This is a genomic window from Elongatibacter sediminis (assembly GCF_037892215.1).
In the GTDB taxonomy this organism is placed as follows: Bacteria; Pseudomonadota; Gammaproteobacteria; order Xanthomonadales; family SZUA-36; genus Elongatibacter; species Elongatibacter sediminis.
The window spans coordinates 122109-146316 of sequence record NZ_JAZHOG010000008.1 but is presented as its reverse complement, the minus strand read 5'-3'; the positions used below and the strand labels follow the sequence as shown (position 1 = coordinate 146316).

Sequence of the window (24208 nt, the reverse complement as noted above, 5' to 3'; positions counted from 1 at the left end):
GGCGGGCCAACACCGCCATACCGCCCGGCCGGGGCATCACGACAACGTAGAACACCGAGTGGGCTACCGGACGCTACCCGCCGTTCACACCGAATCCGGGTTCACCATCGGGATGGATGGCCCCGGGCCTCCAGCAGTTCCGGTTGAACCGGGAACCAATCGCGGTGTGCGATATCAGTGCGGCGCGCAGAACAGGTGCACCTGAAACACTAGGGAGGCGACGGGGTGGTTGCGCTAAAGCGCGCCTGGTCGAGCGCATCGTCAAGAACAATGACTTCTGGATATTCCACCCGAAGATGTTCTTTCACCTCGTGCAGTTCACTGGGTGGAATATGCACTGCAATGATGTTCGGGGCATCGAGAAACCGGCGCACAATGTCACCGCCAGGTCCGGGCTGGAAATACCAGAAAGGCACCAGAGCGATGTCTACACCCATTTCGTCTACGCCGGCACGAGCGAAATCGGCGGCACTCATGGCTGCATCGCCGATATGCAACACCCGCATTCCCCCAATTTCAACTAGGTGGCCGAAATTCTGCAGAATGGCGTATTTACCTCTGCCGTGGGACAACAGAAACGCACTGACCCGGGCATCCTTGACTTGAAGAACTTCAGGGCGGTCGTACTCGGGATTGATCAATTTGATTCGCGGGCTCGTCAATGTGAACTCACGGCATTTCTCGCGCATCAAATCCATCACCTGGGTCGACGAGTAGAACACCGTGGCATGGCTGGCCTGCATGAAACGGCAGGCATGGATGGGTTGGTTGTGATCATGGTGCTGATGACTGACCAGCGCCAGGTCGATGTCCGCGAAGGAATCCGCCGCCTGATAAAACGAAGGGTGGAGTGTTTCCGGCAATCCCGCGTAGACACTGTAGGATTCAACCACCATGCCGTCGATCATGACACGGGTGGAATCTCCGTCATCGAGCAATACGCCTTCGTTGGCCAACTGGGTGATGGTGACATCGGCCAACGTCTGAAAAGGCAAGGCCAGCGCCCATATGCCCAACCAGCGCAGCGTGCGTCTAGCGACGATCCGGTCGCGAAACCGCATAGCGAACCACTCCTCTCTCGGAACCGGGGCCCGTATGGATAAACCCGTTCTTCTGCATGACACGAATGGACGGTTTCAGGTGCGGAAATGTTTCCGCACTGACCTCCACGACATGGTGATGATTGAAGGCCCAGCGGATCAGCCGATCCACCGCTTCACTGGCATATCCCTGATTGCGATATTGCCGCAGCATGGAATACCCGATCTCGACGGAACCGAGGGGGTCGGGTCGCCCCTTGAATCCACAGATTCCGACCAGTTCATCTCTCCCGTCCGCAATGACCAGCAGATACCAGAATGACCAACCCCGCTCCCCGGCATCTTCCAGGTGATTGAGCGCATACCGCATGGCCTCGCGATCGTACAATTCGGGGGGCCAGTTTTCGGGAACGGCAGCACCGAGCAAGGCGCCAAGTGCATCGTTCTGCGCCAGATCGGCCTCCACCAACGTACGGTCGGCTGCCACCAGCCGAAGGCGTTCAGACTCGATCACGCGCGGACGATAAACCGGCGGTGATGATTCGGTCTTGCCTTTCCTTCCAAAAATCATTTTCAATCCTGTAGCCCTTGTTCCCGGCCCGGTCACAATCCGGATGCCCGCAGTCAGATGGCCGTACCCGGGTATTGCACCTCCGTTCAGCCCGAATAGCCCAGCTTAATTCGTGTCCAGCATTCCTCGAAACCGTCGGCGGCGCTCGGCCAACACTTGACCAGTGAGCGCTTGAGGCGTTCGAGGTTGGCCCGGTAACGCTGTCCGGCACCGCGTTTAAGGACCGCCCGGTCGAAATCCAGCAAATACACCCGGGAATCGCCCGCGACCAGGATATTCCGTGCATTGAGGTCCGCGTGCACCACGCCGGCCTCGTGCATGCGACGGATTGTAACCCCAATCGTGGCCCAGACCGGATCATCACAGGCCTGCTGCCCCATGACATCAGCCAGTGGCTCGGCTCCTTCGATTCTGCGGGTGATCAGCGCGCCCTGGTAGGTCGGGCCGTAGCGACGGCAGATGGCGCCGAGAGGCCGGGGTACCGGAAGACCCTGGCGAACGAGATAGGCGAGCACACCCACTTCCCGCATGGGCCGGGATCGCCGGTAACCGGTGAAAATGTATCGGTCACGACTGAACCGCGCCACCTGCCCACCCCGCAAATACTGGCGCAACACGGCGGGACCGAAAGGCGTATCCAGCATCAGTGCGCTGCCACGCCCCCTCGCCTGCCCACGGATCGCGCCCTGCTCTCGCCAGTAACGCGGTTCGAAGAGTCGTTCGTCCGGCTGCTCGATGCGATTTGCATCATATACAATGGCCCGCGAACGCGATTGTTCGTATGATATTTTCATCGAGCCACCAGCGTACATTGTGCGGGGGCGCCCCTGCAGCGTCAATCCGGAGCACCCATGGCCCTGTTTCAAAAACCGCCAGAGTCCCTGTGCATCCTGCGCCTTTCCGCGCTCGGCGACGTAACCCATGTGGTTCCCGTGATTCGCTGCCTGCAACACGCCTGGCCGGAGACCCGGCTGACCTGGATCATCGGCAAACTGGAGCGCCGTCTGCTCGGCAACTTCAGCGGCGTGGAATTCATCGAATTCGATAAACGGGGTGGCTGGCCCGCCGTTCGCAAGCTGAACAGGCAACTGTCCGGGCGACGCTTCAGCGCCCTGTTGCACATGCAGGTGGCGGCCCGCGCCAATCTGCTGAGCCGCCTGGTGCGCAGCCCACTGCGACTGGGATGGGACCGGGCCCGCTCCCGGGACCTCCATCACTGGTTCACCAACAGACGAGTCGCGCCAGTCGCGTTTCAGCATCAAACCCTGGCCTTCCTGGAATTTGCCCGCGCACTCGGGCTGGAGCCCGGGGAACCCCGGTGGTCACTGCCCATCAGTGCGGAGGCGGAAAACTGGGCCAGGGAGCACACCGGAAGCGGCCGGCCCGTCATCGTAATCAGCCCCTGTTCCAGCCACACTCTGCGCAACTGGCGCCCAGAATTCTATGCCGCCGCGGGAGACTTCGCGCATCAATCCTGGGGAGCGCGGGTCATTCTCACCGGCGGCCCCTCACCGGCAGAGGTGCGTATGGCCAAAGCCATCGCCAACGCGATGAAGGCGCCCAGTCTCAATCTGGTCGGAAAAGATACCCTGGAGCAGTCGAAAGCCCTGCTCCAACGTGCCGACCTCGTTATTTCGCCCGACGCGGGACCGGCCCACATCGCCTCCGCCCTGGGCACGCCCGTGCTCGGGTTGTACGCCGCCACCTGGTCGCGCCGCTCGGGCCCCTATCGCAGCTTGCAATTGTGTGTCGATCGGTTCCGGGAGGCCGCTCGCCGCTTTCGTGGTCGCGAGCCGGAGGAGTTGCGATGGGGAACCCGTATCGAAACCGAGGGCGTGATGGATCTGATTCAACCCGGGGACGTGATTGAACAACTGCGCACCTGGAGAGCCGCCAGTGAGTCGCCCCCCGGCGGTGCGTCCGACACATCCTCCTGACTCGCGGAACGCCTTCCACGACTTCCGGCACTGGCGTCAGGCGCCCCTGACATCCAGGCTTCAGGATATATTCACCTCAACCGTTCACTGACGCAGGAGGTCATATGAAGACACCACCCACTGACTCCGACCTGCCTATCAAACTGGACAGCACTTCCAACGGTGAGTTCGTTCCGATTCCGCTCCGGGAGCCTGAACAACGAGCCCGGCGACTCGCGGTCGAGCGGGTCACCGAGGCCGCCCGGCGCACGGGGCTGGACCGACGCGCGTTCCTTGCCTCGAGCTGTGGCGCCGCCGCGACCTTGCTTGCATTCAACGAGGCTCACGGCGCCAATCAAGCGGCTGGCGCGACTTTCGACCTGCCCGCCGATGCGGCATTCGACCCGGAACTCGCGGCGAGCCGGCTGGAAGGAAGTGAATTCATCTTCGACGTGCAGGGTCACTACCTGCCGCCTAACCTCGCAACGACACTGAAACCGCAATGCCGGGAGGACCACGACCTGCTGGGGCGTGACTACATGACCTGTCTGGGCGCGGAAAATTTTATCAAGGATGTGTTCCTGGACAGCGACACCGACCTCATGGCGCTGTCGTTCATACCCTCTTCCCGGGCGGACGAACCGCTGTCAATCGAGGAAGCGGCCGCGACCCGCGACATGGTCGACCGTCTTGAAGGCAGCCAGCGCCTGTTGCTGCACGGACGGTGCAACCCCAACCAGCCGGGCGATCTGGAATTCATGGATGAACTCGCCGAATCCTGGAACGTCGCGGCGTGGAAATGCTATACGCAGTACGGGCCGGATGGGAGGGGATTCTTCCTCAGTGACGAGGACACCGGTATTCCGTTCATCGAGAAAGCACGCAAACTCGGAGTCAACAACATCTGCGTCCACAAGGGCATCCCGTTCGGGCGCCAGTCCTATGAGCATTCGCTGTGCGACGACATCGGAATTGTCGCACGCCGCTATCCCGACGTGAATTTCCTGATCTATCACTCAGGCTACGTTCCGGGTCAGCCCGAAGGCCCGTATGACCCGGCTCGCAATGAAGGCGTGGATTCGTTGATACGTTCCGTGATCGAGAACGGCGTAGCGCCCAACAGCAACGTGTACGCCGAACTCGGCAGCACCTGGAGATTCCTGTCGATGCGCGACCCGGCGGGGGCCGCGCACACGCTGGGCAAGCTGTTTCGATATATCGGAGAGGACAACGTTCTCTGGGGCACGGATTCCGTCTGGTACGGATCACCACAGGACCAGATCCAGGCATTTCGGGCATTCCAGATTCCCGCAGAACTGCGCGAGGCGCACGGATACCCGAAAATCACGCCGCGACTGCGCGCCAAGGTGTTCGGGCTGAACGCCATCGTTCCGTACCGGATTTCGGTCGACGAGGTGCTGCGCACAGCCGCCACCGACCCGATTGGCGCAATGCGCCCGGCGTACCGGGAGAACCCCCGGCCTCACTTCCAGACGTACGGCCCGCGCACGCGGCGCGAATTCCTGCGTCTGCTCGACCTGACCGGAGGCAGAATCACCTGAGGCCCGGCCTCAGGCGATATGGCGTACCGATAATCCGGCCCGCGCATCCCGTACCGCGGCGAACGCATTCTTCAGGTCGGCCACCAGGTCTTCGGCGTGTTCGATTCCGACCGAAAGGCGCAAAAGCCGGGAGCTGATACCGGCTGCCGCCTGGTCTTCTTCGGACATGGCGGCATGAGTCATGCTGCCGGGATGGGCCACGAGACTTTCCACTCCGCCCAGGGATTCGGCCAGGGTGAACAGGCGCAAGGCGTTGAGGAACACGGGAATTTCCTCATGGGATGCCGCCAGTTCGAAACTGAGCATCGCCCCGAAACCATTCTGCTGCCGGGCCGCGACCTCGTGTCCGGGATGACTCTTCAGCCCCGGGTAATACAGGCACTCGACAAGATCCTCTTCTTGCAGCGCCGCCGCGACCCGTTCGGCGTTCTCCTGATGCTGCCGATAACGCACGCCAAGGGTCCGCAGTCCACGCATGGCCTGGAAGCTGTCGAACGGCGCACCGGTCACACCGAGGCAGTTGGCCCACCATTCGAGTTCTTCCAGAATCGCCGCGTCGGCGGCGATTACGGCCCCACCCACGACATCCGAATGTCCGTTGATGTACTTCGTCGTCGAATGCACCACAATGTCCGCACCCAGTGCCAGAGGTTGCTGCCCCGCCGGCGACAGGAAGGTGTTGTCGGCAACGACGAGCGCCCCGACCTCATGGGCAGCGGCGGCGATGTGCTCAATGTCGGTGATCCGCAGCAGGGGATTGCTCGGCGTCTCTATCCAGACCATGCGTGGCGCCTGCTCGCGAATTCGAGCGGCGGCGGACTCACTGTTCCACAACTCCACCCAGTCCAGCTCGAACTGTCCTTTGCGCGCGGCGGCGCTCAACAGCCGATGACAGCCGCCATAGCAGTCGGGTGGAGCCATCAGCAGGTCACCGGGCTGCAACAGCTGGGTGACGAGGTGCACGGCGGACATACCCGATGCCGTTACGACACCACCGGCACCACCCTCGGCGGCAGCCAGCGCCCCACCGAGATGATCGCGGGTCGGATTGCCTGAACGGGTGTAGTCGTAAGCACCCTTTTCCCCGAATCGGGGAAAAGCGAATGTCGAGGACAGGTAGAGCGGGGGAATCACGGCACCGTGGTTGGCGTCCGAGTTCACTCCGTAGCGGGTAACCAGGGTTTCTTGATGCAGCTTGCTCATGTTTCTCACTTCTCCGAATTTCCGGTAACAGCAAGCTCATCCGGAAATTCCGCAAAGCGATCTGAGCATGACCGAGCCCATCGAAAAGGCTGCCCGGTCACTCATTTCCCGAAATCCCGGATAAAGGATTTCGCTGGAATTGGCACCGTTTCGAAGTGGTTAGCTTCGAAGGTTGCCCCGGCTTCCAAGGGCCAGTCCCTCTGCCGGTCTGAATGAGTTCAGGGGAATTCTAAGCGAGGTCAGGCGCCGAGCGCAACAGATCAATTGTGCAATCGGGGATCAGGGCTCAGTAGTCCTGGTAGGATTTTTCTTCGACGATTTGGGACCCGAGATGCGTATTGAGCTGCTTCTTGACCCGGGCCCGCCGGTCATTGGTGATGTACACGCTACGGGCCAACTCAATGAAATCCTTATCGAATTCACCGGCACGCTCCTTGTCCCGGATTCCGTCTTCGATGTCCCACAGATTTTCGTTAATCTCACGCAACTCCCGGTGCAAGCGGTCGATGGTCTCATCGGCGGGCACGGCCGCGGCCCAGGTATCGCGCAGCAATCCAAGTTCGCGCCGAACGTTGGACCGTTGCGCCGGATCCGTCATGCGTTCCGACTTGATCTCCAGGATCGTAATCTTGTCCAGTACTTCACCGGGTGATACGGGTACCTGAATGATGTCCATCTGACCTTCTTCCTGTCGTTGACTCCCGGCTCCAGGCTTACACCCTGAACCGATAGTCCTTTCCGGGTTCGCGCTCGATGTCCGGCGGATAATTGCGCCGCTTCTCGGCATAGTAGCGCTCCCGGGAATCCCCCGCCGAAACGCCATTGTAGGTAATGTACAGCACCCGCCGGGCCTTATCCGTGCGATTGGGTGCCGAGCGGTGCGGAGCGAAAGAATCGAAGAACACGGCATCCCCGGGCTCGCAATGCACCGGCCGGTACTCGGCATTTTCCGTATGCTGGTCGGTGAGAGGCGACCATTTTTCACCCAGCAGGCCACGCCGGTGCATTCCCGGAATCATTTCCAGGCTGCCATTCGCCTCGGTGGTGGCATCAATCGCGACCATGGCCGTAATGTGCAGATCGGCATAGTCATCCCAACCCGCCTGCACGTCCTGGTGCTCCTTGAAGCCATCACCACCGGGCAGCTTGAAATTGATCTTGTCCTTGAACAGAACCGCCGGCTCCCCGAGCAACTCCGATACCGCCTGCCGCAACCTGCGAGCGGTAATGAGACGGTTGAAGCCGGCGTGCCAGGGTACGAAATTCTCGATCCGGCATAAAATACGCGCCCCGTCGGCGCTGCTGGTTTCGAAATACATCATGGTCTTCCCGGGTTCTTCGGGATAGGCGGCGACCTCGTCGGTCCAGTCACTGATCTGGCGTATTTCACTGGACGAGTAAAGGCCCCGAACCACCAGGAAGCCATCCCGGTGAAATGATTCAATCTGGTCGGGAGTCAGCACGCTTTCGTCTTCCATGTCGATCTCCACGAATCAGTGGCTCTCGGTGACCGGCCGAAAACGGGCCCACAGCGCCTTCAGCACCGAGATCAGGTTATTGGTCGTCCAGTACAGGACCATGCCGGCCGGAAAAGTATAAAACAACACAAAAAAGACGGCCGCCAACACGATCATGTTGCGCACCTGCCGGCGGCGAACCAGGGCATGCTGCGCCAGCGGCCGGTGCATGACCGAAGCCACGATCGACAAAGCCGTCATGACAAACGGCAGCAAGTTCAGCGAACTGCCGAAAAACGGCAAGTCCATCGGCAGGGCAGCGAATGCGTCAGGACGCGAAAGATCGCTGATCCACAGGAACGGGGTATGCATCAAATGAAATTTTTCAGCCAGCATGTCGAAGGCCCCGATGAACACCGGGATCACGATCGCCACGCCCACCAGGCTTTTCAGGCTGTACAGCGGATGCACACGCTCGGTTTTGTACAGCGCGATGATTTTCGCCGCCTGTTCTTCCCCCCGAAATTCCTGTTTGATGCGCGTGAGTTCCGGCGCCAGGCGCGCCTCGGTTTCGTGCACGGTTTGCTGTACGCGGTCGGCAGCCCTGCTGAGGGGAGCCATCAGGAAATTCACGCTGAACGACAAGACCACGATGGCCACGCCCCAGACCGGTACGAGGGCATGGATCGCATCCAGCAGGTAAAACAATGCGAAGCAGATCCATCGCAGCCAGAACCACAGTCCCGCATACATCATGTGACGCAGCAGGGGATCGGTCGCGGCCAGGGCACGCGGCTCGACCGGACCGATGTAGAGCAGCAACTCCTCGCGTTCGGACTTACCACCACGCAGGACCGTCGGTCCACCATCGGCGTCCACGCCGAGCCGAAAACGGCTGCTGCGATCCGCGCTGACGAGCACACTCCAGAACCGGCTGCGCACCCCCGCCCACTCGGCCCTGACCGTCTCCGTATCGAGTTCACCCGGGCCGAATGCTTCGGCTCCATCCCGCTCGATCACGACATGGCGGACCTGCTCCAGCCAGCCGCCAAACCCGGGCAGGGCTCGCGGCTTCAGACTATCCCCGGAACGCAGCATCAGGGCGCCCGCACCCTGCACGGTTAGCCCCACTCCATAGCCGCTTTCGGGAATCGACCAGGTCACCTCGCGGCCGTCGGATGACCGAAAGCTCAGAACGGATTCGCGGGTTTCCAACCCGCGCACCCATGACCATTGAGTGGTTTCCGCGTCAGCAAAAGACACGATGCCGCCGGGCGCCGAGATAGCCTGCCTGCGTGCATCAGGATCCGCGCAACGGGGATGACAGGCTTCGGCCGCCAGCAACTCCCCCTGGGCGCCGAAATGCAGCGACAGGGACTCGGTGGTGATTTCCACCTGAGCCCGAGCCGCACTCGACAGGAGAAGCGCAAACGCAACACCCGCCGCGAAAAATGCACCTGACTTCATCGCTGGTAAAACCGTGCATTTTCGTTCGCCACGGCCTCCAGCACATCGCCGCGAACCTGCGGATCGGTACGAATGCGGTAATCCCAACCCCGCACTTCGAAGCGCCCATTGGGATAGGTCACGGTAATCTGGTCCGGTTCCAAAACAGCGAAGTTGTAATAGCTGCCCGTCAACAGCCAGCTCCAATCCTGGCCGCTGAACAAATTACGACCACTGGCATAGTCAGAGGCCGGATTACGGCAACCGAGCACGTCCTGCATCAGGGTGGGGACCACATCGTAGTGCGAAGTCCGGTGATCGAACCTGGCGGCGGAGCGGCCGGGCCACAACATCAGCATGGGCACCTGCAATTGGTAGCGCGTATACCCCGAACCGTGGTCACGCAGGCCTGCCCCGCTTTCGTCGAATTCCTCACCGTGGTCGGACGTGATGATGATCAGGGTTTCCTCAGCCAGACCACGGGCCTCCAGGTCCCTGACCGTGTCACGGATCAGGTCGTCGACGAACCGAACGGAACGCCGGTAATCAGCGAAGCGGCGATCCAGTTCGCCCTCCCCCTCCGGAGCGAACCCCGGCCGGGAGCCATACTCCGGTGGATAGTCCTGGGTATTGGTGGCATCGAAAAACAGAAAGCCGAAAAAGGGCCGGTCGCGATCACGCTGGTCGAGCCAGTCCTGCCATTCGGAAAGCACGATCCGGTCGCGCTCATAAGCGGGCGCATCCGCCGGTTCGGTGCCCAGACGCAGGTTGGCGACATTCGCAAATGCGGTTCGGTCCAGGCTGACCGGCCGGTACATGGTCGAACTGGAAAACAGACCCAGCTGGTAGCCGCGTTGTTGAATCTCGTCAATCAGGACCGGCGAGCGCTGCAGGGCTTCGAAACTGCTCCAGTAGCCCGGCGGGAGTCCGTAGAACAGGCTGAAGACACCCATGCGCGAGGAATTGCCTCCACTGAAATGGCGAGTGAATCGTTGTGCCCATTCCCGCCCCACGCGAGTCATGAAAGGTGCATTGGTCGCGGAAATCACATCCGACCGAAGCGCATCCGCCAGGACCAGCAGGATGTTCATGGGCGGTCCGGACGCGCATTGCAGGGGGCTCAGGGGATAATCCAGCACCACGCCCGCCCCATCATCGAGTTGCCTGGATAGCCGTCGCGCGGCTTCGCGTTCGCGGCTGACCGCCGGATCGACCAGCCCGAGACGGGTCAATTGGCGTTTCGCGGTGAACCCTTCATAAACAGGCAGTTGCTGCCCCACCGACGTCACCGGCACGTAGTAGGCAGCATCGGCCCAGGCATGGATCAGTTGCGAAGCCAGAATGGCCACCACGCTGGCGACGGCCAACCAGCGTCCGCCCAATCGGCCCCGATTTTCCAGCCGCTGCCAGACCCAGCCGGCCAGCAGAATTTCGAATACCGCGCCCACGACGGCCATCACGGCGGCGAACGCCCAACTCTGCCACCCGAGAATCTGCGCCGTCAGCGCGTTCAGATGAAACCGGCTTTCCGCCCACAACAGGCTGTCCAGCATGATGACGGCGATCATGACCGCATAGATCAGGACGCCGCCGCCGGTAATCAAACGCCGACGAGGGAACAGGATCACAATCGGCGCCAGCACCACAAACAGGGGAATGACGGCGAGCAGGATGTGGTGCGCCGGATAGATCAGAACGACATAAATCCAGGACAGCGGGGTTCCTCCACCGCTGAACCCGCTGAAGTAGCGCAGACCGATCAGTGCCAACACCACCGAATTGGCCATGGCGAACCAAGCCATCCAGCGAAACAGGCTTGCGCGTCCGGAACGATCAGCCATCAAGAGCCACCTGCTGCCCGCGGGCGGCAATCTGCTGTTCCGCCAGCCGGGCCAGTTCCGCCGCACCGGTTTCGATGCTGTGACCGAGGTTGAAGACAATGTCCTGCCGCAGCTCCCGCATGCGGGACCGGAATGCTTCCCGGTCGGCGAGCAACTGCCGTATGGCATCGGGCACCTGAGCCAGATCTTGCGGCGAGACGATGCGCCCGACCTGATGACGGATGGCGGATTCCAGGGGTTCGATGCCCAGTTCCCGCCAGTCGGGATTTCTTACCCGCCGCGGCACATCGATGAACAGCACGGGCTTTTCCAGACCCAGGGCGTATTCCAGGGCCATGGCCGACCAATCGCTGATCAGAAGATCGGAACGCAGCAGGGAATCGGTTTCGCCCATGCGATCGATATACGTGAACCGCTGATGTCCGGCGAAGCGGTCGCGCACGCCGGAAATGACTTCCGGAGTCAAACGGTTCGACTGGTAATGCGGCCGCATGATCACCTCGAATCCGGCACCCAGCAATCCTTCGATCAGGGGAACGCCGCACACATTGAAGATCGAGCTGTCACCCCAGGTGGGCGCGACGAGGACAATTGGCGGCTTTCCCGCCAAATCCTCACCCCCAACCGCACCCCGGCCCTGGCGCCAGTTTTCACCGGCCCGCATAACCTCTTCGAGCCGCGGATGCCCGAATTCAAACAACTGTTTCGGCGGCAAGCCCTTGAGCTCCTCCCTGCGCCGAATCTCGGCCATCTGCTGCGGGCCGGCGCAGAAAAGCGTGTCGTAGTGATCGAAGGACTCGGCATGATCAACCATATGGGTGCTGCCCATGCTGTGAAAAACGTACACGTAATGCACCGGATGCACGGAACGCTTGAGGTGCAGATTACCCAGATCCATCATCGTCAGGACGAACAGATCACAGCGGCAGGTCTGGAAAAACAGAGTAAGAAAGAAGCCTTCGGGAAGGTATACAGCACGGTAGCGCTCATGGCTGCGCTGCAGGCCCGGGTCCGACGCATCGGATGTGACGTAGCAAACCCGCCGTTCAAAGGATTCGTTGAGCGCTTCGATCAGGCCGCTGAATTGATGCCAGTCCTGGCCGGACTCGGAATAAACCACGATTTCGCGCCAGACTTTCGGCAGCTTGTTGAATGCGCGCCATCCACGCCAGCCGGCCAACAGCGACATCGGCGGAATTGCTTACGCCTCTCCGGACGTATCCTCGTCCGGAGCCGGGCCTCGTTTGCCGCGAAACAGGCCTTTCAATTTGTACCAATACGTTTTCACGGCCAGGGCAACAGAAGCGAATATGCCGATGATCGCTGAAACGATCATGCTGCCGGTGCTCGGATCGAGATAGGCGAACGCGGGCGAAGACGCCAGCACCAGCATCAGGGCTGCCAGCCCGGTGATCGCACCGCGGCGCTGTGCGGGTCGTTGGGCCCGCTTGTGGTTCGCTCGAACTTTCATGCGCATGCTCAGTTTTTCAACGCGCCATTTTATCATTGCTTAACCCACGGAGCCGAATCTCAGCCAAACACGTCCGACAACGCCGCCAGCAGGCGTGCAAGGTCGTAGTCGCTGATATCACCCATGGTGGAGACGCGAAACATTTTCGCCGACAGGTCGCCCTGCCCCGCGTAGACGACAAACCCATGTCGTTTCAGCGCCTGATGTATCGATGCGTAATCCCTCCCTCGGGGCAGAGAGTAAGAACGCAACACGCAGGAGGATTCGGCGGGATCGATGTAGGGCTGGACACCCAGTTCATCGAGAGTTCGGGCCACTGCGGCGGCCAACCGCTGGTAGCGTGCACGCCGTACACGCCACCCGCCACTCTCAAGCAATTCCTCCACCGCGCGATCGAGCGCCAGCAGCGAATTGACCGGAGGGGTGAAAGGAGTCGAGCGCCGCGACTGGTGTTCGGCCCACAGTCCCAGATCGAGGGTCAGGCTGCGAGGCGGCTCGACCGTGTCCTTCAGTGCCGATTCACGCAACATGACCAGGCAGGCGCCCGGAATGCCATGCAGACACTTGTTCGCCGTCGCGGCGCAAGCCACCAGGGCTGGCGCATCGAACGGCAGGGCTTCGGCGCCGAAGCTCGACACGGCATCGAGCAGCAGGGCAGCACCATTGGCGGCGCACAGACTGGCCAGATCGGCTACCGGATTGAGGCGCCCGGTGGTGGTTTCGTGATGCACGGCAGCGACGTGCGAATACCCTCCGCCGTCCAGCGCCTCTTTGACCCGCTCCAGATCCCAGCCGGCGACCCAGTCATGGGCGATTGCATCGTGTTCGATCCCGTGGATCCCGGCCAGCCGTGACAGGCGCTCGCCGTACACACCGTTTTCCAGCACCAGCAGTCTCCCCTCCCGAGGAACCAGTGATGCGACCATGGCCTCGAGCGCCGAAGTCCCGGATCCCGAAAGCAGCACGGGCCGCCAGTCCGGAGCGCTGGTTGCGTAGAGACTGCCAAGCCCCTGCACAACCCGATCCTGCAAATCAAAATACTCGGGCTCGCGATGGCAGAGATCCGTGGCGACGGCGGCCCGCCGAACCCCTTCGCTGAGGCTGACCGGACCGGGATTGAGGAGGATGTAGCGCACGGTGGGAGGGCCCGCGATACTCAGATCAGGCCGCTGCGGTAGAGCATCAGCACCGCCGATGCCACCAGATAGATGCTGATGGGCAACTCGCCGTTACGCAACAGGGACTGACGGGCATTCCACTCGGCATCCGTGTTGGCGCGCCACCGCAGGCGAGTGGGAAACATGGCCGGAGTGGAACGGCTCCACTCGCGCCAGGAATCCCCGAACAACCGTTCGAGTTTCGCATCTTCATAACGAATGGCGGCGGGATAATAAAACACCAGAAAGGCGATAACGGCCGCGATCACGCCCCAGTGGGCACTCGAAAAAGTGAATCCGGCCAGAATCATGAAATTCCCCAGATACAGCGGATGCCTGACCAGGGAATAGGCACCGGTGGTGGCCAGTTGTTTGTTCTTGTAGATCACGCCGGCTGCGTAAATGCGCCAGATCTCGCCGATCAAGGCCAGTGCCAGCCCCGCCAGCACACGTTCCGGACTGCCCGGCAGCGCAAACCAGGCACAGACGGGCAGAAGAAGGAGGCCAATCCCCTGCCGGGAGGCCTCGTGGAAACGCAGGCTGTCGAGCATGCCGATGAGACCGGTGCGCTCGCCCATTTTTCTCGCTCGACGGCTCACCATCGCATCAGACTCCTGTTTGCATGTGTACAACGGATCGTCGCTTCAGCGACGATGGGGTGCATTGTAAAGTCAGCGCAGCAGGCTGGCCAATCGCAATCGCGCATCGGCAAGCCCCCAACCCCGGCTGGTGGGTTTTAGATATCCGACCAGGGAGCCTCGACACCGAGGGCGCCCATCAGGCGGCGACAGACCTGCGGCGGGCTGACATCCGGCCGTGGCAGTCCAGAAGGCACGCCGCGCCGGATCCTGAAATGCTGCATCGCGGGGCCCGTGGTTTCACGCACGAAGCGATCCAGCGCCTCCTGATCCACCGCCTCCTCCGCATGGCGGTAGCCGCAGGCCGAAGCCGCTGCGGCAAAACTCACGGCCGAACTTACGGTCGCCTGGCCACCGGTGGATTCGTGCACCCCATTATCCAGCACCAGGTGGCGCAGCCTGGGACCTCCGTAAGCGCCCACGGTCGCCAGGTTGCCCATGCGCATCAGTGCGGCACCATCACCATCGACGACGACGACATCACGATCCCGGCAGGCCATGGACAGCCCCAATCCGAGCGACGACGCGCAGCCCATCGACCCAACGAGATAGAGGTGGTTTGGCCGGTCCGCCAATGCGAACAGCTCCCGCCCGGTATACCCCGTGGTGCCAATGACGATGCTGTGATCCGCCGGTGTGGCATCGATGACCGTACCCAGCACTTCACGACGGGTCAGGGCCGCTTCCGCCGTGCACGTCAACTCCTCACGGAACAATGCCGGCCGGACGTTCGGACGCCATTCGCTCTGCAGACTTACCGGCGCGACCGACCCCTTGCGCATGATGAGGGCGTACGGACGGCCGGTGCGATTCATGTGTTCGCAGGCCTCGGCCAGTGCGCTCTCGACTTCGGCCGGCTCAACCGGAAAGTAGCGCCACGGAATCTGCAGGCGCTCGAGCATCGCACCCGTGATCTGACCCATCAGTTCGTGCTGCGGCTCATCGCCCAGACCCGGCTCGCCCCGCAAGGTGACGATGAGCAGAATGGGAATCCGAAAGACCCAATTGAGCGAACTCAACGGACTGACGGCATTGCCGAGACCGGAATTCTGCATCATCGCGACGGCCGGCTGCCCGCCGAGCGCGGCACCGCTGGCCGTGGCGACGGCATCACCTTCGTTGGCGGACGATACGTACTGCATTCCCCCGTCATCAATGACCGCGTTGATGAATGGGGTCAGAAAGGAACACGGCACGCCGGCCCAGAAACGGAAACCCAGCGATTTCGCGGGTTCGATGAATTCGTGTGCCTGAATCATGATCGCGGAGCTCAGGAACGATGACCCTGCGCGAAGCCCGCCGCCCGCTGCAGGTCATCGTGGTTGTTCAGGTCCATCCAGTGACCGGTGATGTACTGCACCTGCGGCGCGTCCCCCTGTTCGATCAGCTGGTTCAACAGGTCGGGCATGCCCATGCGCGGAAAGCCGGGATCCGCCCGCAAGGCGTCCAGGCCACGCCCAACCGCGTCTCGCCCGTCACCACTGATCCGCAACAAGCCGATCCAGCGGCCGTCGGGCTCGCGGCCCTGCCAATCGCGGTCCGCGCACACCCGATCCAGAAAAGCGCGTTGCTGATACATGGCACGGTCATCCCGCGCATTGCAGTACGCGATGTCGTTGGTATTGCCCTGCGCCTGATCCAGAGGTGAAGAATCGACCACCGCAAGCAGGGGTGCGTCCCAATCCAGCAGATTGTTGAGGATGTAGGTCCGGAACAACAGATCTCCGTAGAGAACGATGGTGTCAGGCCCAACCGCATCCAGGGCGCAGACCAGTGAGGCCAGTTCACCGGTTTCCTCCCAGTCGCCGTTTTCGACGATGCGCACCCCCTGGACGTCGATGGCCTCGGACCGGTAACCGGCCACAACGGTCACATCGTTGATGCCCTGCGCCTTGAACTTGTCCACGAGGCGGCGTAGCACCGGCTTGCCGGCGACCGGAATCATCACTTTGGGGCGTTCCCGGGTCAATTCCCGCAGTGCCTGTCCCCGACTCGCGGCCAGGATCACCGCCGAGGTTTCCGCACGCGCCGAGCGCGCGTAGCGCTTTTCGGCCTCGAGCAATTCGTCGGCCCCCTGCAGACGGAAGATTTCGGCAACGGTGGCGATCTGTCCCTCGACGTCGACCAGCGATTCTGATGCCTGGATTCGGGCCGCCGTGTCCTGCATGGCCGAAATGGCGCTGCGGATCAGGTGATTGGCCCAGATGACCAGGGAAACCCGGTGCTGCCGGAATACTTCGGTAGGAGTCGAGTAATATTTGGTGGGCACGATGACCAGGGGCGCACGGTCAGCCCACTCGGTTGCGAACGCGAGAATTTCGTCCGGGCGGCTCAGCTTGCTGTGCATCAGAATGGCGTCCGCGCCCGCCTCCCGGTATGCCTCTGCGCGGCGCAGGGCCTCATCCAGGCCCCAGCCGGCGATAAAGGCCTCGACCCGGGCCACGATGCAGAAGTCATCGTCCGACTGGGCGTCCTTGCCCGCCTGAATTTTCCCGCAGAATGTTTCCACGTCCTCCAGGGGCTGACGCTCGCCCTGGATGAAACTGTTGGTTTTCGGGAACAGTTTGTCCTCGATGCACACGCCGGCAATGCCGCGCTGCTCCAGTTTGCGCACCAGCCGCCGCATGTTGTTGAAATCGCCGTAGCCGGTATCGCCGTCGAGCAGGATCGGAATGGAGGTCGCATCGGCCATGAATTCCAGCACGTCGACGACCTGGGTCCAGCTCAGTTCGTTGTTGTCGCGCACGGCGTGCTGGGCGGACAAGGCCAGACCCGACGCCCAGATGCCCTTGAATCCGGTCTCCTCGACGATTCGCGCCGACAGGCCATTGTGCGCCTCCATGATGAATTCCGTGCCGTCGGACGACAACAAATGGCGCAATTGGGTGGTCTTGGAATTCACGGCAATCGGTATCGGTTCAATGATCGGGATGATCCGCGCGAATGGCCGGCAGAATCTCGTCGGCGGCCCGCGTCACATCCTCGGGAAAGTCGATTTCGATCCAGGGCAGGCCGGTCACGTCTTCCACGCCGAACAGTTGCGGTGCGCGGAGCACGACGTTGCGGATCGCCTCCTCATGGGGGGCATCTGACATACCCTCGGATTCGAAACGCGCACATTCGCCTGCCATTGTAGCCGCCATCGATCCGTCAAAGCGGAAAAACCCGACAGACTCGCCGAGCCGGTCGAACCTCAGATCTCCGGCCAACTGCTTGCGAAACTCCACGATCCGTCCATCCCGCAGCGCGATTTTGACCGGCTCATCGCCGGGTGTGAAATCCCGGTCCATCAGGAAACAATTGGCATGGTCCGATCGCAGCAGGCGCGTGAGTATCACCGGATGGTAAAGCACATCCGCATCCATCAGCACCACATCGCTGCCGGACTCCAGGGTTTCCCGGCCCGCCAGCAGGCTGACCACACTGCCTTCCTCGAACCGGGGGTTGAAGTGAAACGCCGCGGCCGGCCGTTCGCTCAGGCGGCCCACGTGCTCGATGATGGCATCCGCCTCGTAGCCCACAACCAGGTCCACCTGGGACACACCGCCACGCCATAGCAATTCGAGGTGGCGCCTCAGCAGGGATTTGCCGCCGAACTCCAACAGACACTTCGGCAGGCCGTCCGAAATTTGACCGGCCAATCGGCGACCGCGACCTGCGGCAAGAATGATGGCATGCATGGGTTGATTCACTTACGGGTCCGTCTTGCGGCCGCGACGGCCTTTACCAACGACCAGAGTTTACCCGATCCAGGACCGGCTCACGCGGCTTCACCCGGGCGGTCGCGGCAAACGACAGGTGGCCGCCATCCCCCCGTCCTGGCGCGCAAACAGATTGAATGTGCCGCCATGCGCCTCGACGATTTCCCTGCACAGCGGCAGCCCCAGACCGGTACCACTGCGCTTGGTCGAATAGAAAGGCAACAGCGCCAATTGCATCTGCTCCGTACTCATCCCGTCCCCCCGGTCCTCCACGGCGATCAGCGTCTCCGTTTCGTTCTGCAGGACACGCAAACGAATGTCTGCTGAATCAGACCCGGATTCCGCCGCATTTTTCATCAGGTTGAGCAGCACCTGCTCCATCTGCACCGGATCGAAATGACCCGGGTCATCAGGCAGATTCTCGGCCAGCTTGAATTCCGCCAGCGATTCCAGGCTGGTCACGAAAGGATTCCAGTCAACCCACTCCGCGCGCGGGTGCGGCAGACGCGCAAAATGCGCGTACTCCTCGATGAACGTTTGCAGGTGTCCAGCGCGGCTGCCGATACTCTGGTAGATGTCCCGCAGGTGTTCCCCGCCCTTTCCGGTCTCGGCGATCTTCTGGGCCGATGTGATCAGCGACCGAATGGGTGCGAGCGAGTTGTTCATCTCGTGCGTGATGACCCGAATCACCTTTTTCCACGTTTCCACTTCGCGCCGGGTGATTTCGCGGGTCAGTTTCTTGATCAGAAACAGGCGGTGAATTCGCCCGTTCAAATTGAAATTCCGACAGGTGAGGTGAAGAATCTCACTGCCGTCACCATCCTGAGGCAGGGTGAACAGCCCGTCCTTGCCGTCTGCGATTGCGGCCGCCAGCGATTCGGCCCGTGCGCCGGTCAGTTTCAGCAGATCGTGGCCCTCGATCCCGCCCCGTTTTCCCACCAGGTCAGCGGCTTCACGATTGCCGTAGATCACCGCACCGGCTTCGTTCGCGATGTAGACAGCGACCGCGCTGGACTGAATCACCGTATCGAGCATCAACTCGCGCTGGAACAGGTCGAAGCGCTCATTGCGCAATGACTCCGCGAGTTCGTTGTACACCTGCACCAGTTCGCCCAACTCATCCCCACGGCTCGTGGCGATGGTCACGCTGTAGTCGTGATCCTTGAAGCTGGCCACGCCACTGCGCAGCGCCTGGTGGATTTCATCGATGGGACGAAAAAACCGCCGGACCGCCGCCACCACGGCGACGATGGCGACCAGCATGACAACCGGAATCACCAGCCACCCGTCCCGCCAGTGCAGGGCCAACAGGGCGGACAGCACCGCGCTTCCCGCAACGATGACGCTCAGCAGCGCGATGAACCGCCCTTCGAGCGAAAAGCGTGATTTGCGGCGCATGGGACGAGGCTCTGCTACCGGTCTGCCGGGCCATCCGGCTCTGCAGACAGCTTCTCGAGCCGGCGGTACAAGGCCTGCCGGCTCAAACCGAGGCGGCGGGCGGCACGGGATACATTACCTTCGCAATCCGCCATGATACTGCGGATTTCGTCCTCGTCGGGCTCTGCCCGACGCGCGTCGGGACCTGGCGTACCCAGGTCGAGACCGAGGTGCTCGGGCAGGATTCGCGACCCTCCCGCGAGGATTGAGGCCCGGCGCATGACATTCTGCAACTCACGTACGTTTCCCGGCCAGGAGTGGCGGACCAGCCGCTGTTCCGCGCCGGCGGAAAGTGGGACACCATCCGCCAGAAAACAGGTGGCCAGCGGCAGAATATCCTCGGCCCGCTGCGCCAGGGGCGGGACATCGATTTCGATCAGGTTGAGCCGGTAATACAGGTCTTCACGAAAAGTTCGTTCGCGAATGGCTTCAGCGAGGTTGGCATTGGTGGCGCTGACAATACGGACGTCGGCACGCCGGGTTTGCGAACTGCCCAGGCGTTCGTACTCGCCCGTTTGCAAAACGCGCAGAAGCTTCACCTGTCCTTCGGTGCTCAGGTTGCCGATTTCGTCCAGAAACAAGGTTCCACCGTCAGCCGCCTCGAACCGCCCCTCGCGGCGCGCTGCGCTGCCCGTGAATGCCCCTGCTTCGGCGCCGAAGAGTTCCGCCTCCATCAGGCTGGCCGGCAGGGCTCCGATATTCACGGTCACGAACGGCTTGTCGCGGCGTTTTGAATTGGCCTGAATCACGCGCGCGACGACGTCCTTGCCCGCTCCGTTGGGACCGGTGATCAGCACCGGAACATCCGCTGCCGCGACCTGCACCGCCATGCTGAAGACCTGGTGCATGATTTCCGAAGCGTAAACCGCCCCACACAGATCGTGATTCTCGGCAAGTTGACGCCGCCGGCGCCGGCTGTCATCCCGCAGCCGGTCATGTGCCGTTTGCACTTCGCGCAGTTCCAGAAGATTCTTGACCGAGGTCTGCAGTTTGTCTTCGTCCCAGGGCTTGCCCAGGTAGTCCGCGGCACCCGCGCGCACGAGCTCGACCGCGGTTTCCAGATCGGTCCAGGCCGTCAGGAGGATGATGGGCAGGTCCGGATCATGCGCCCGGATGCGGTGAAACAATTCCACGCCCTCTTCTCCGGAGGTCGTATCCCGCGTGAAGTTCATGTCCTGGATGACCAGATCAACCGGCTCGGCGTGCAGCCGTTCCAGACCACGCGAGGGGCTGTCGGCATGACAGGTGTCGATACCGATCAACCCCAGCGAAACTTCAAGCGCCTTGGCGATATCCGGGTTGTCATCAATGATCAGGACCAGCGGCATGTGAGCCTCCGACGAAGAGCATCGGGAATTCCGGCGACTTCAGGATTGCCGCGCCGGAATGCACGGGCAATCATTCAGCGTGTGCCGGAATCCGAAACCTGTCTGTGGGACCCATCCTGCCACGCGCGGGATGGGTCGCAGGCAAACCGCGATTATAACGTCCGATCAGACACTTCGTGTCGCCAGCGCGGGGGGCACCGCAGCGGCCCGGCGGGCCGGAGCCAGCACCGCCAGTTGACCCAGCACCCACAAGGCCAGCACTCCCGCCGGCAGGTACCACAATGGCATGCGGCCGACCTGGTACTCGGTGTCGAGAAACCAGTTGAGCGCCAACGCACCAGCCGTGCCCAATATCAGGCCGAGGGTCGTGATCAGCCAGTTCTCGATCATGAAGTGCGCCATGACATCGCGTTTACGCGCACCCAGCGCACGGCGCGTACCAATCTGCTTGCGCCTCTGGGTCACGCTGAACCACGCCAGGCCGACGATGCCGAACGCGGTAATCGTGCCCAGCACCACAACGACACCGGTCAGCAGCCGAACCATCGCGATGTCCTGGGCATAGGTCCGCCGTTTCTGCTCCTCATACGTTCTAATGACGTACAGCATGCGGCCACGCTCTTCGCCGAGGTACTGCTCCACCTCGCTCAGCACCCGGTCACGTTGACCGGGTTCGGCGCGGATAATGAAGTGGCGGTATTGCGTGCTCAAGTCGCGAAATGGCTGCAGCGAAGTGCGATCGACGTTGGAACTGGTCGGCCATGCATTCTGCATTTCGTCGTACACCCCGATGATCTCCGTCGGAGACTCGGCAGTCGGCCCCTCCCAGACCAGTTGACCGACGGCATTTCCATCCGGAAACAGGGCATCGGCCAAAGCCTGACTGACCAGGACTACAGATTGATTCTCATGGGATTCCAGGGTGCGCCAGCGGATTTCTTCCGGCCGGAAGTTGCGCCCCGCGACCAGCTCCAACCCCAACGCTTCCAGTCCGTTTTCGTCCGCCGAAAAGTTGCCGAACGAAACCGCCTCGTTGGAGGGCGTATCACGCGCCACCTGGTAGGTCTCACCGTTGCCGCTGCCACTGACGGGAACGGAATGACTGACGATGGCGGCGCGCACGCCGGGCATCGCATTGAGATGGTCGAGGTCCCTCGCCAGCAACGCCCGGGAATCCAGATCCGCCGCGAAATCCGTGGTGACCGCCACCAGAGTGTTTTCCTCGTCCAGCCCCGAGGGGCGTTCGATATAGGCGGTTCGTTCCCGAAGTATGAATGTCGCATTCGTGATGATCGCCATCGTCAACGCGATCTGCAATGCAATGAGCAGAGCCCCGGTGGCATTGCGCGATAGCGCACTCAGAATGGGTCGAATTGCCATGTCGATTCTCCTGTCGTCCTACTGGGTCTTGAGGAAACCGGCGGGTGCCAGCCGGGTAACGCGCCACACGGGATAGAGTCCGGCCGCGATGCTGGCCGCGACGGCGATCACCAGCGCGGTGACCAGCATGACGGCATCGAGGTGCACCAGGTGCTGGTAACCGCGATAGAGCTTGTCGATAAGCTGCAAACCCAACCAGGCGAACGCCAGCCCGACCGCCCCCCCGAGAACGCCAATCAGGCCGATCTCGACGAGATTCTGCGAAAAGATCGCACGCCTGCTGGCCCCCATGGCCCGCCGCAGCGCCACTTCCGGACACTTGCCGAGAAACTTGGCCAGCAGCAATCCAACGGTGTTGAGAACGCACACGAGCAAAAACAGAAACGCCACCCGCACGAGCACCCGATTGTCGGTGGAGACCACCTCCATCACGTCCATCCACTCCATCACCGGCGTGATGAACGTGTTCAGGGGCCGGGGGAACCGGCCGGTTTCCTTTTGTGAGCGCACGTAGTTATCGAGGAAGTCCTTGTAGGACGCGGCCTCGTCCGGCGTTGCGAGCTCCGCCCAGAACTGCAGCCAGACACACTCCGAACGCAGAAATGCCTCGATTCCACCACCGTCCGGCTCCAGCCAGCAGTTGACATTGCCGTGCGGCAGAAAGACGCGGTCCACGGCTGTGTTCAACGGCACGTAGAAGTCCTCGGCATCTCCGAAGGTTCCACCGGAATCGACCTGGTAGAAGCGTGGGGTCGGCCGCCAGTCGTCCAGCACGCCAACCACCTGAAACGGCGTATCATTGAATTTCACGGTACGACCCAGACTGTTTTCGCCTTCGAACAGCTCATCGTTCATTTTGCGGCTGAGCACCACCACGCGCTCGTGTCCCGATTCCGCTGCCAGGTCCCAGGGACGGCCGTACCGGAACGGAACATCGAACATCGGGAAAAAACTCGGGTAGGTCGCGCGGATATTGCCCTCAAACGGTGTCTGCCCTTCAGACCCGGTTTCCACGATGGCGCCGGTGCGATACATGGCCGCCTGATCGCTCGCCGGCGTCGGGTTGTGCATCAGGTATTCCGCGTCGCGCCAGGTCAGCTGCGGTTGAACGTCACGCTGCGACTCCGTGGGCGGATCGTTCGGATCCCAGTTGTCGAGCTGTACCGCGTAGAGCACGTCACTCTTGTGTGGAATCGGATCGCCCGACATGAGGTAGTACACGGTGTAGGTCGTCATGAACGCGCCGATACCCAGACCCAGCGCCAACACCATCAGGGTGGACAACACCGGATTGCGCCGGATGCTGCGCAGCGCGAGTTTCAGGTAGTAGCTAAACATGGGCCGAGTCCTCCCGGGCGAGCCGGTCCACTCGGGCCTGGTACAGGGTATCGAGGTCACTGACCTGACCGTCCAGCACCTGGATGTTGCGCTGCGCACGGCGTGCCAGTTCCTGGTCGTGGGTCACCATGACGATGGTGGTGCCTTCGCCGTTGATCGCTTCCAGCATGTCCATGACCTGACGCGCCATCAGCGAGTCGAGATTGCCTGTGGGCTCATCGGCCAGCAGAAAGCGTGGCTGTCCGGCCAGCGCCCGGGCAATGGCCACCCGCTGCTGCTGTCCACCGGAAAGCTGGGAGGGCAGATAGTTGGCGCGAGAGGCGAGACCCACGAGTTCCAACGCATTTTCGATCGCCTTGCGCCGCTGCTTTCCGGACCAGCGACGGTAGCGCAGCGGCACGTCAACATTGTCGTACAGGTTCAGGTCGGGAATCAGGTTGAAGCTCTGAAATATGAAACCGACCTTTTCGTTGCGAATGCGGGCCGCGGCGTCGTCGCTGAGCCGCCCCACATCCTCGCCATCGAGTTCATAGCTGCCGCCCGTCGGCTTTTCAAGCAGGCCCGCGATATTGAGAAAGGTGGTCTTGCCGGATCCGGACGGCCCGGTGACAGCAACGAACTCTCCTTCCGAAACCTCCAGGTTCAGGTTCCTGAGCGCATGAGTCTCGATCAGTTCGGTTCGATACACCTTGCTCACGTCGGTCATTTTCAGCATGAATTTT

The 24208-nt window shown here is 61.8% G+C and carries 22 protein-coding genes and 1 riboswitch; of the genes, 2 read left to right on the top strand and 20 right to left on the bottom strand.

The genetic code is table 11. The features are described 5' to 3' along the window. Nucleotides 1-209: 209 nt before the first annotated feature. The 3 genes from V3330_RS12905 to V3330_RS12895 form a co-directional block, all read right to left on the bottom strand. Nucleotides 210-1061: an MBL fold metallo-hydrolase gene (locus V3330_RS12905; protein WP_354695843.1), complete on the bottom strand. Its 852-nt coding sequence runs from the start codon at nt 1059-1061 to the stop codon at nt 210-212. Next, nucleotides 1033-1611 (bottom strand): GNAT family N-acetyltransferase, encoded by a 579-nt coding sequence (locus tag V3330_RS12900; protein WP_354695842.1) that lies wholly within the window; start codon nt 1609-1611, stop codon nt 1033-1035. The genes V3330_RS12905 and V3330_RS12900 overlap by 29 nt, the downstream gene beginning before the upstream one ends. 86 nt (nt 1612-1697) lie before the next feature. Further along, a complete protein-coding gene (locus V3330_RS12895) occupies nt 1698-2405 on the bottom strand; it encodes a 3-deoxy-D-manno-octulosonic acid kinase (protein WP_354695841.1) in 708 nt (235 codons plus the stop codon). 57 nt (nt 2406-2462) lie between these two features. On the opposite strand from V3330_RS12895, the gene V3330_RS12890 reads away from it, so the two are divergent. Together V3330_RS12890 and V3330_RS12885 are read left to right on the top strand one after the other, a co-directional pair. Then, nucleotides 2463-3548 (top strand): glycosyltransferase family 9 protein, encoded by a 1086-nt coding sequence (locus V3330_RS12890; RefSeq protein WP_354695840.1) that lies wholly within the window; start codon nt 2463-2465, stop codon nt 3546-3548. Between the two features lie 104 nt (nt 3549-3652). Further along, nucleotides 3653-5089, top strand: a complete 1437-nt coding sequence (locus V3330_RS12885) for an amidohydrolase family protein (RefSeq protein ID WP_354695839.1) — start codon at nt 3653-3655, stop codon at nt 5087-5089. A gap of 9 nt (nt 5090-5098) precedes the next feature. Here the strand turns inward: V3330_RS12885 and metB are convergent, their stop codons facing one another. From metB to V3330_RS12800, 17 genes are all read right to left on the bottom strand, one after another. Beyond that, nucleotides 5099-6292, bottom strand: coding sequence for a cystathionine gamma-synthase (gene metB / locus V3330_RS12880; protein WP_354695838.1), 1194 nt, complete (start codon nt 6290-6292; stop codon nt 5099-5101). 98 nt (nt 6293-6390) lie between these two features. Then, nucleotides 6391-6511: riboswitch (SAM riboswitch) on the bottom strand. Between the two features lie 67 nt (nt 6512-6578). Further along, on the bottom strand, nt 6579-6968 hold the full coding sequence (locus V3330_RS12875; RefSeq protein ID WP_354695837.1) for a DUF6165 family protein: 390 nt from the start codon (nt 6966-6968) through the stop codon (nt 6579-6581). 37 nt (nt 6969-7005) lie between these two features. Continuing rightward, complete coding sequence (locus tag V3330_RS12870; protein WP_354695836.1) at nt 7006-7770, bottom strand: phytanoyl-CoA dioxygenase family protein; 765 nt, start codon at nt 7768-7770, stop codon at nt 7006-7008. Nucleotides 7771-7785: 15 nt separating this feature from the next. Beyond that, on the bottom strand, nt 7786-9216 hold the full coding sequence (locus V3330_RS12865) for a membrane protein insertase YidC (RefSeq protein WP_354695835.1): 1431 nt from the start codon (nt 9214-9216) through the stop codon (nt 7786-7788). Further along, a complete protein-coding gene (locus V3330_RS12860) occupies nt 9213-11036 on the bottom strand; it encodes a DUF3413 domain-containing protein (protein ID WP_354695834.1) in 1824 nt (607 codons plus the stop codon). The genes V3330_RS12865 and V3330_RS12860 overlap by 4 nt, the downstream gene beginning before the upstream one ends. After that, nucleotides 11029-12225, bottom strand: a complete 1197-nt coding sequence (locus V3330_RS12855; protein WP_354695833.1) for a CDP-glycerol glycerophosphotransferase family protein — start codon at nt 12223-12225, stop codon at nt 11029-11031. Before V3330_RS12855 ends, V3330_RS12860 begins: the two co-directional genes overlap by 8 nt. Before the next feature lie 12 nt (nt 12226-12237). Then, nucleotides 12238-12507: a hypothetical protein gene (locus V3330_RS12850; RefSeq protein WP_354695832.1), complete on the bottom strand. Its 270-nt coding sequence runs from the start codon at nt 12505-12507 to the stop codon at nt 12238-12240. A gap of 59 nt (nt 12508-12566) precedes the next feature. Beyond that, nucleotides 12567-13643, bottom strand: coding sequence for an aminotransferase class V-fold PLP-dependent enzyme (locus V3330_RS12845; RefSeq protein ID WP_354695831.1), 1077 nt, complete (start codon nt 13641-13643; stop codon nt 12567-12569). 20 nt (nt 13644-13663) lie between these two features. Next, a complete protein-coding gene (locus V3330_RS12840) occupies nt 13664-14266 on the bottom strand; it encodes a methyltransferase family protein (protein ID WP_354695830.1) in 603 nt (200 codons plus the stop codon). A gap of 134 nt (nt 14267-14400) precedes the next feature. Beyond that, the gene (gene aepY / locus V3330_RS12835) at nt 14401-15561 is read right to left on the bottom strand and encodes a phosphonopyruvate decarboxylase (RefSeq protein WP_354695829.1); all 1161 of its coding nucleotides are present in this window, start codon (nt 15559-15561) and stop codon (nt 14401-14403) included. An 11-nt stretch (nt 15562-15572) separates the two neighbouring features. Continuing rightward, nucleotides 15573-17204, bottom strand: a complete 1632-nt coding sequence (aepX, locus tag V3330_RS12830) for a phosphoenolpyruvate mutase (protein WP_354695828.1) — start codon at nt 17202-17204, stop codon at nt 15573-15575. Nucleotides 17205-17220: 16 nt separating this feature from the next. Next, nucleotides 17221-17982: a phosphocholine cytidylyltransferase family protein gene (locus tag V3330_RS12825; protein WP_354695827.1), complete on the bottom strand. Its 762-nt coding sequence runs from the start codon at nt 17980-17982 to the stop codon at nt 17221-17223. A gap of 90 nt (nt 17983-18072) precedes the next feature. Beyond that, on the bottom strand, nt 18073-19401 hold the full coding sequence (locus V3330_RS12820; protein WP_354695826.1) for a sensor histidine kinase: 1329 nt from the start codon (nt 19399-19401) through the stop codon (nt 18073-18075). Nucleotides 19402-19415: 14 nt separating this feature from the next. After that, nucleotides 19416-20768 carry a sigma-54-dependent transcriptional regulator gene (locus tag V3330_RS12815; protein WP_354695825.1) on the bottom strand — a complete coding sequence of 451 codons (1353 nt, stop codon included), beginning with the start codon at nt 20766-20768 and terminating at the stop codon, nt 19416-19418. A 165-nt stretch (nt 20769-20933) separates the two neighbouring features. Next, nucleotides 20934-22148, bottom strand: coding sequence for an ABC transporter permease (locus V3330_RS12810; RefSeq protein ID WP_354695824.1), 1215 nt, complete (start codon nt 22146-22148; stop codon nt 20934-20936). A gap of 18 nt (nt 22149-22166) precedes the next feature. Next, nucleotides 22167-23486 (bottom strand): ABC transporter permease, encoded by a 1320-nt coding sequence (locus tag V3330_RS12805; RefSeq protein WP_354695823.1) that lies wholly within the window; start codon nt 23484-23486, stop codon nt 22167-22169. Next, on the bottom strand, nt 23479-24201 hold the full coding sequence (locus V3330_RS12800; protein ID WP_354695822.1) for an ABC transporter ATP-binding protein: 723 nt from the start codon (nt 24199-24201) through the stop codon (nt 23479-23481). Before V3330_RS12800 ends, V3330_RS12805 begins: the two co-directional genes overlap by 8 nt. Nucleotides 24202-24208: the final 7 nt, after the last annotated feature.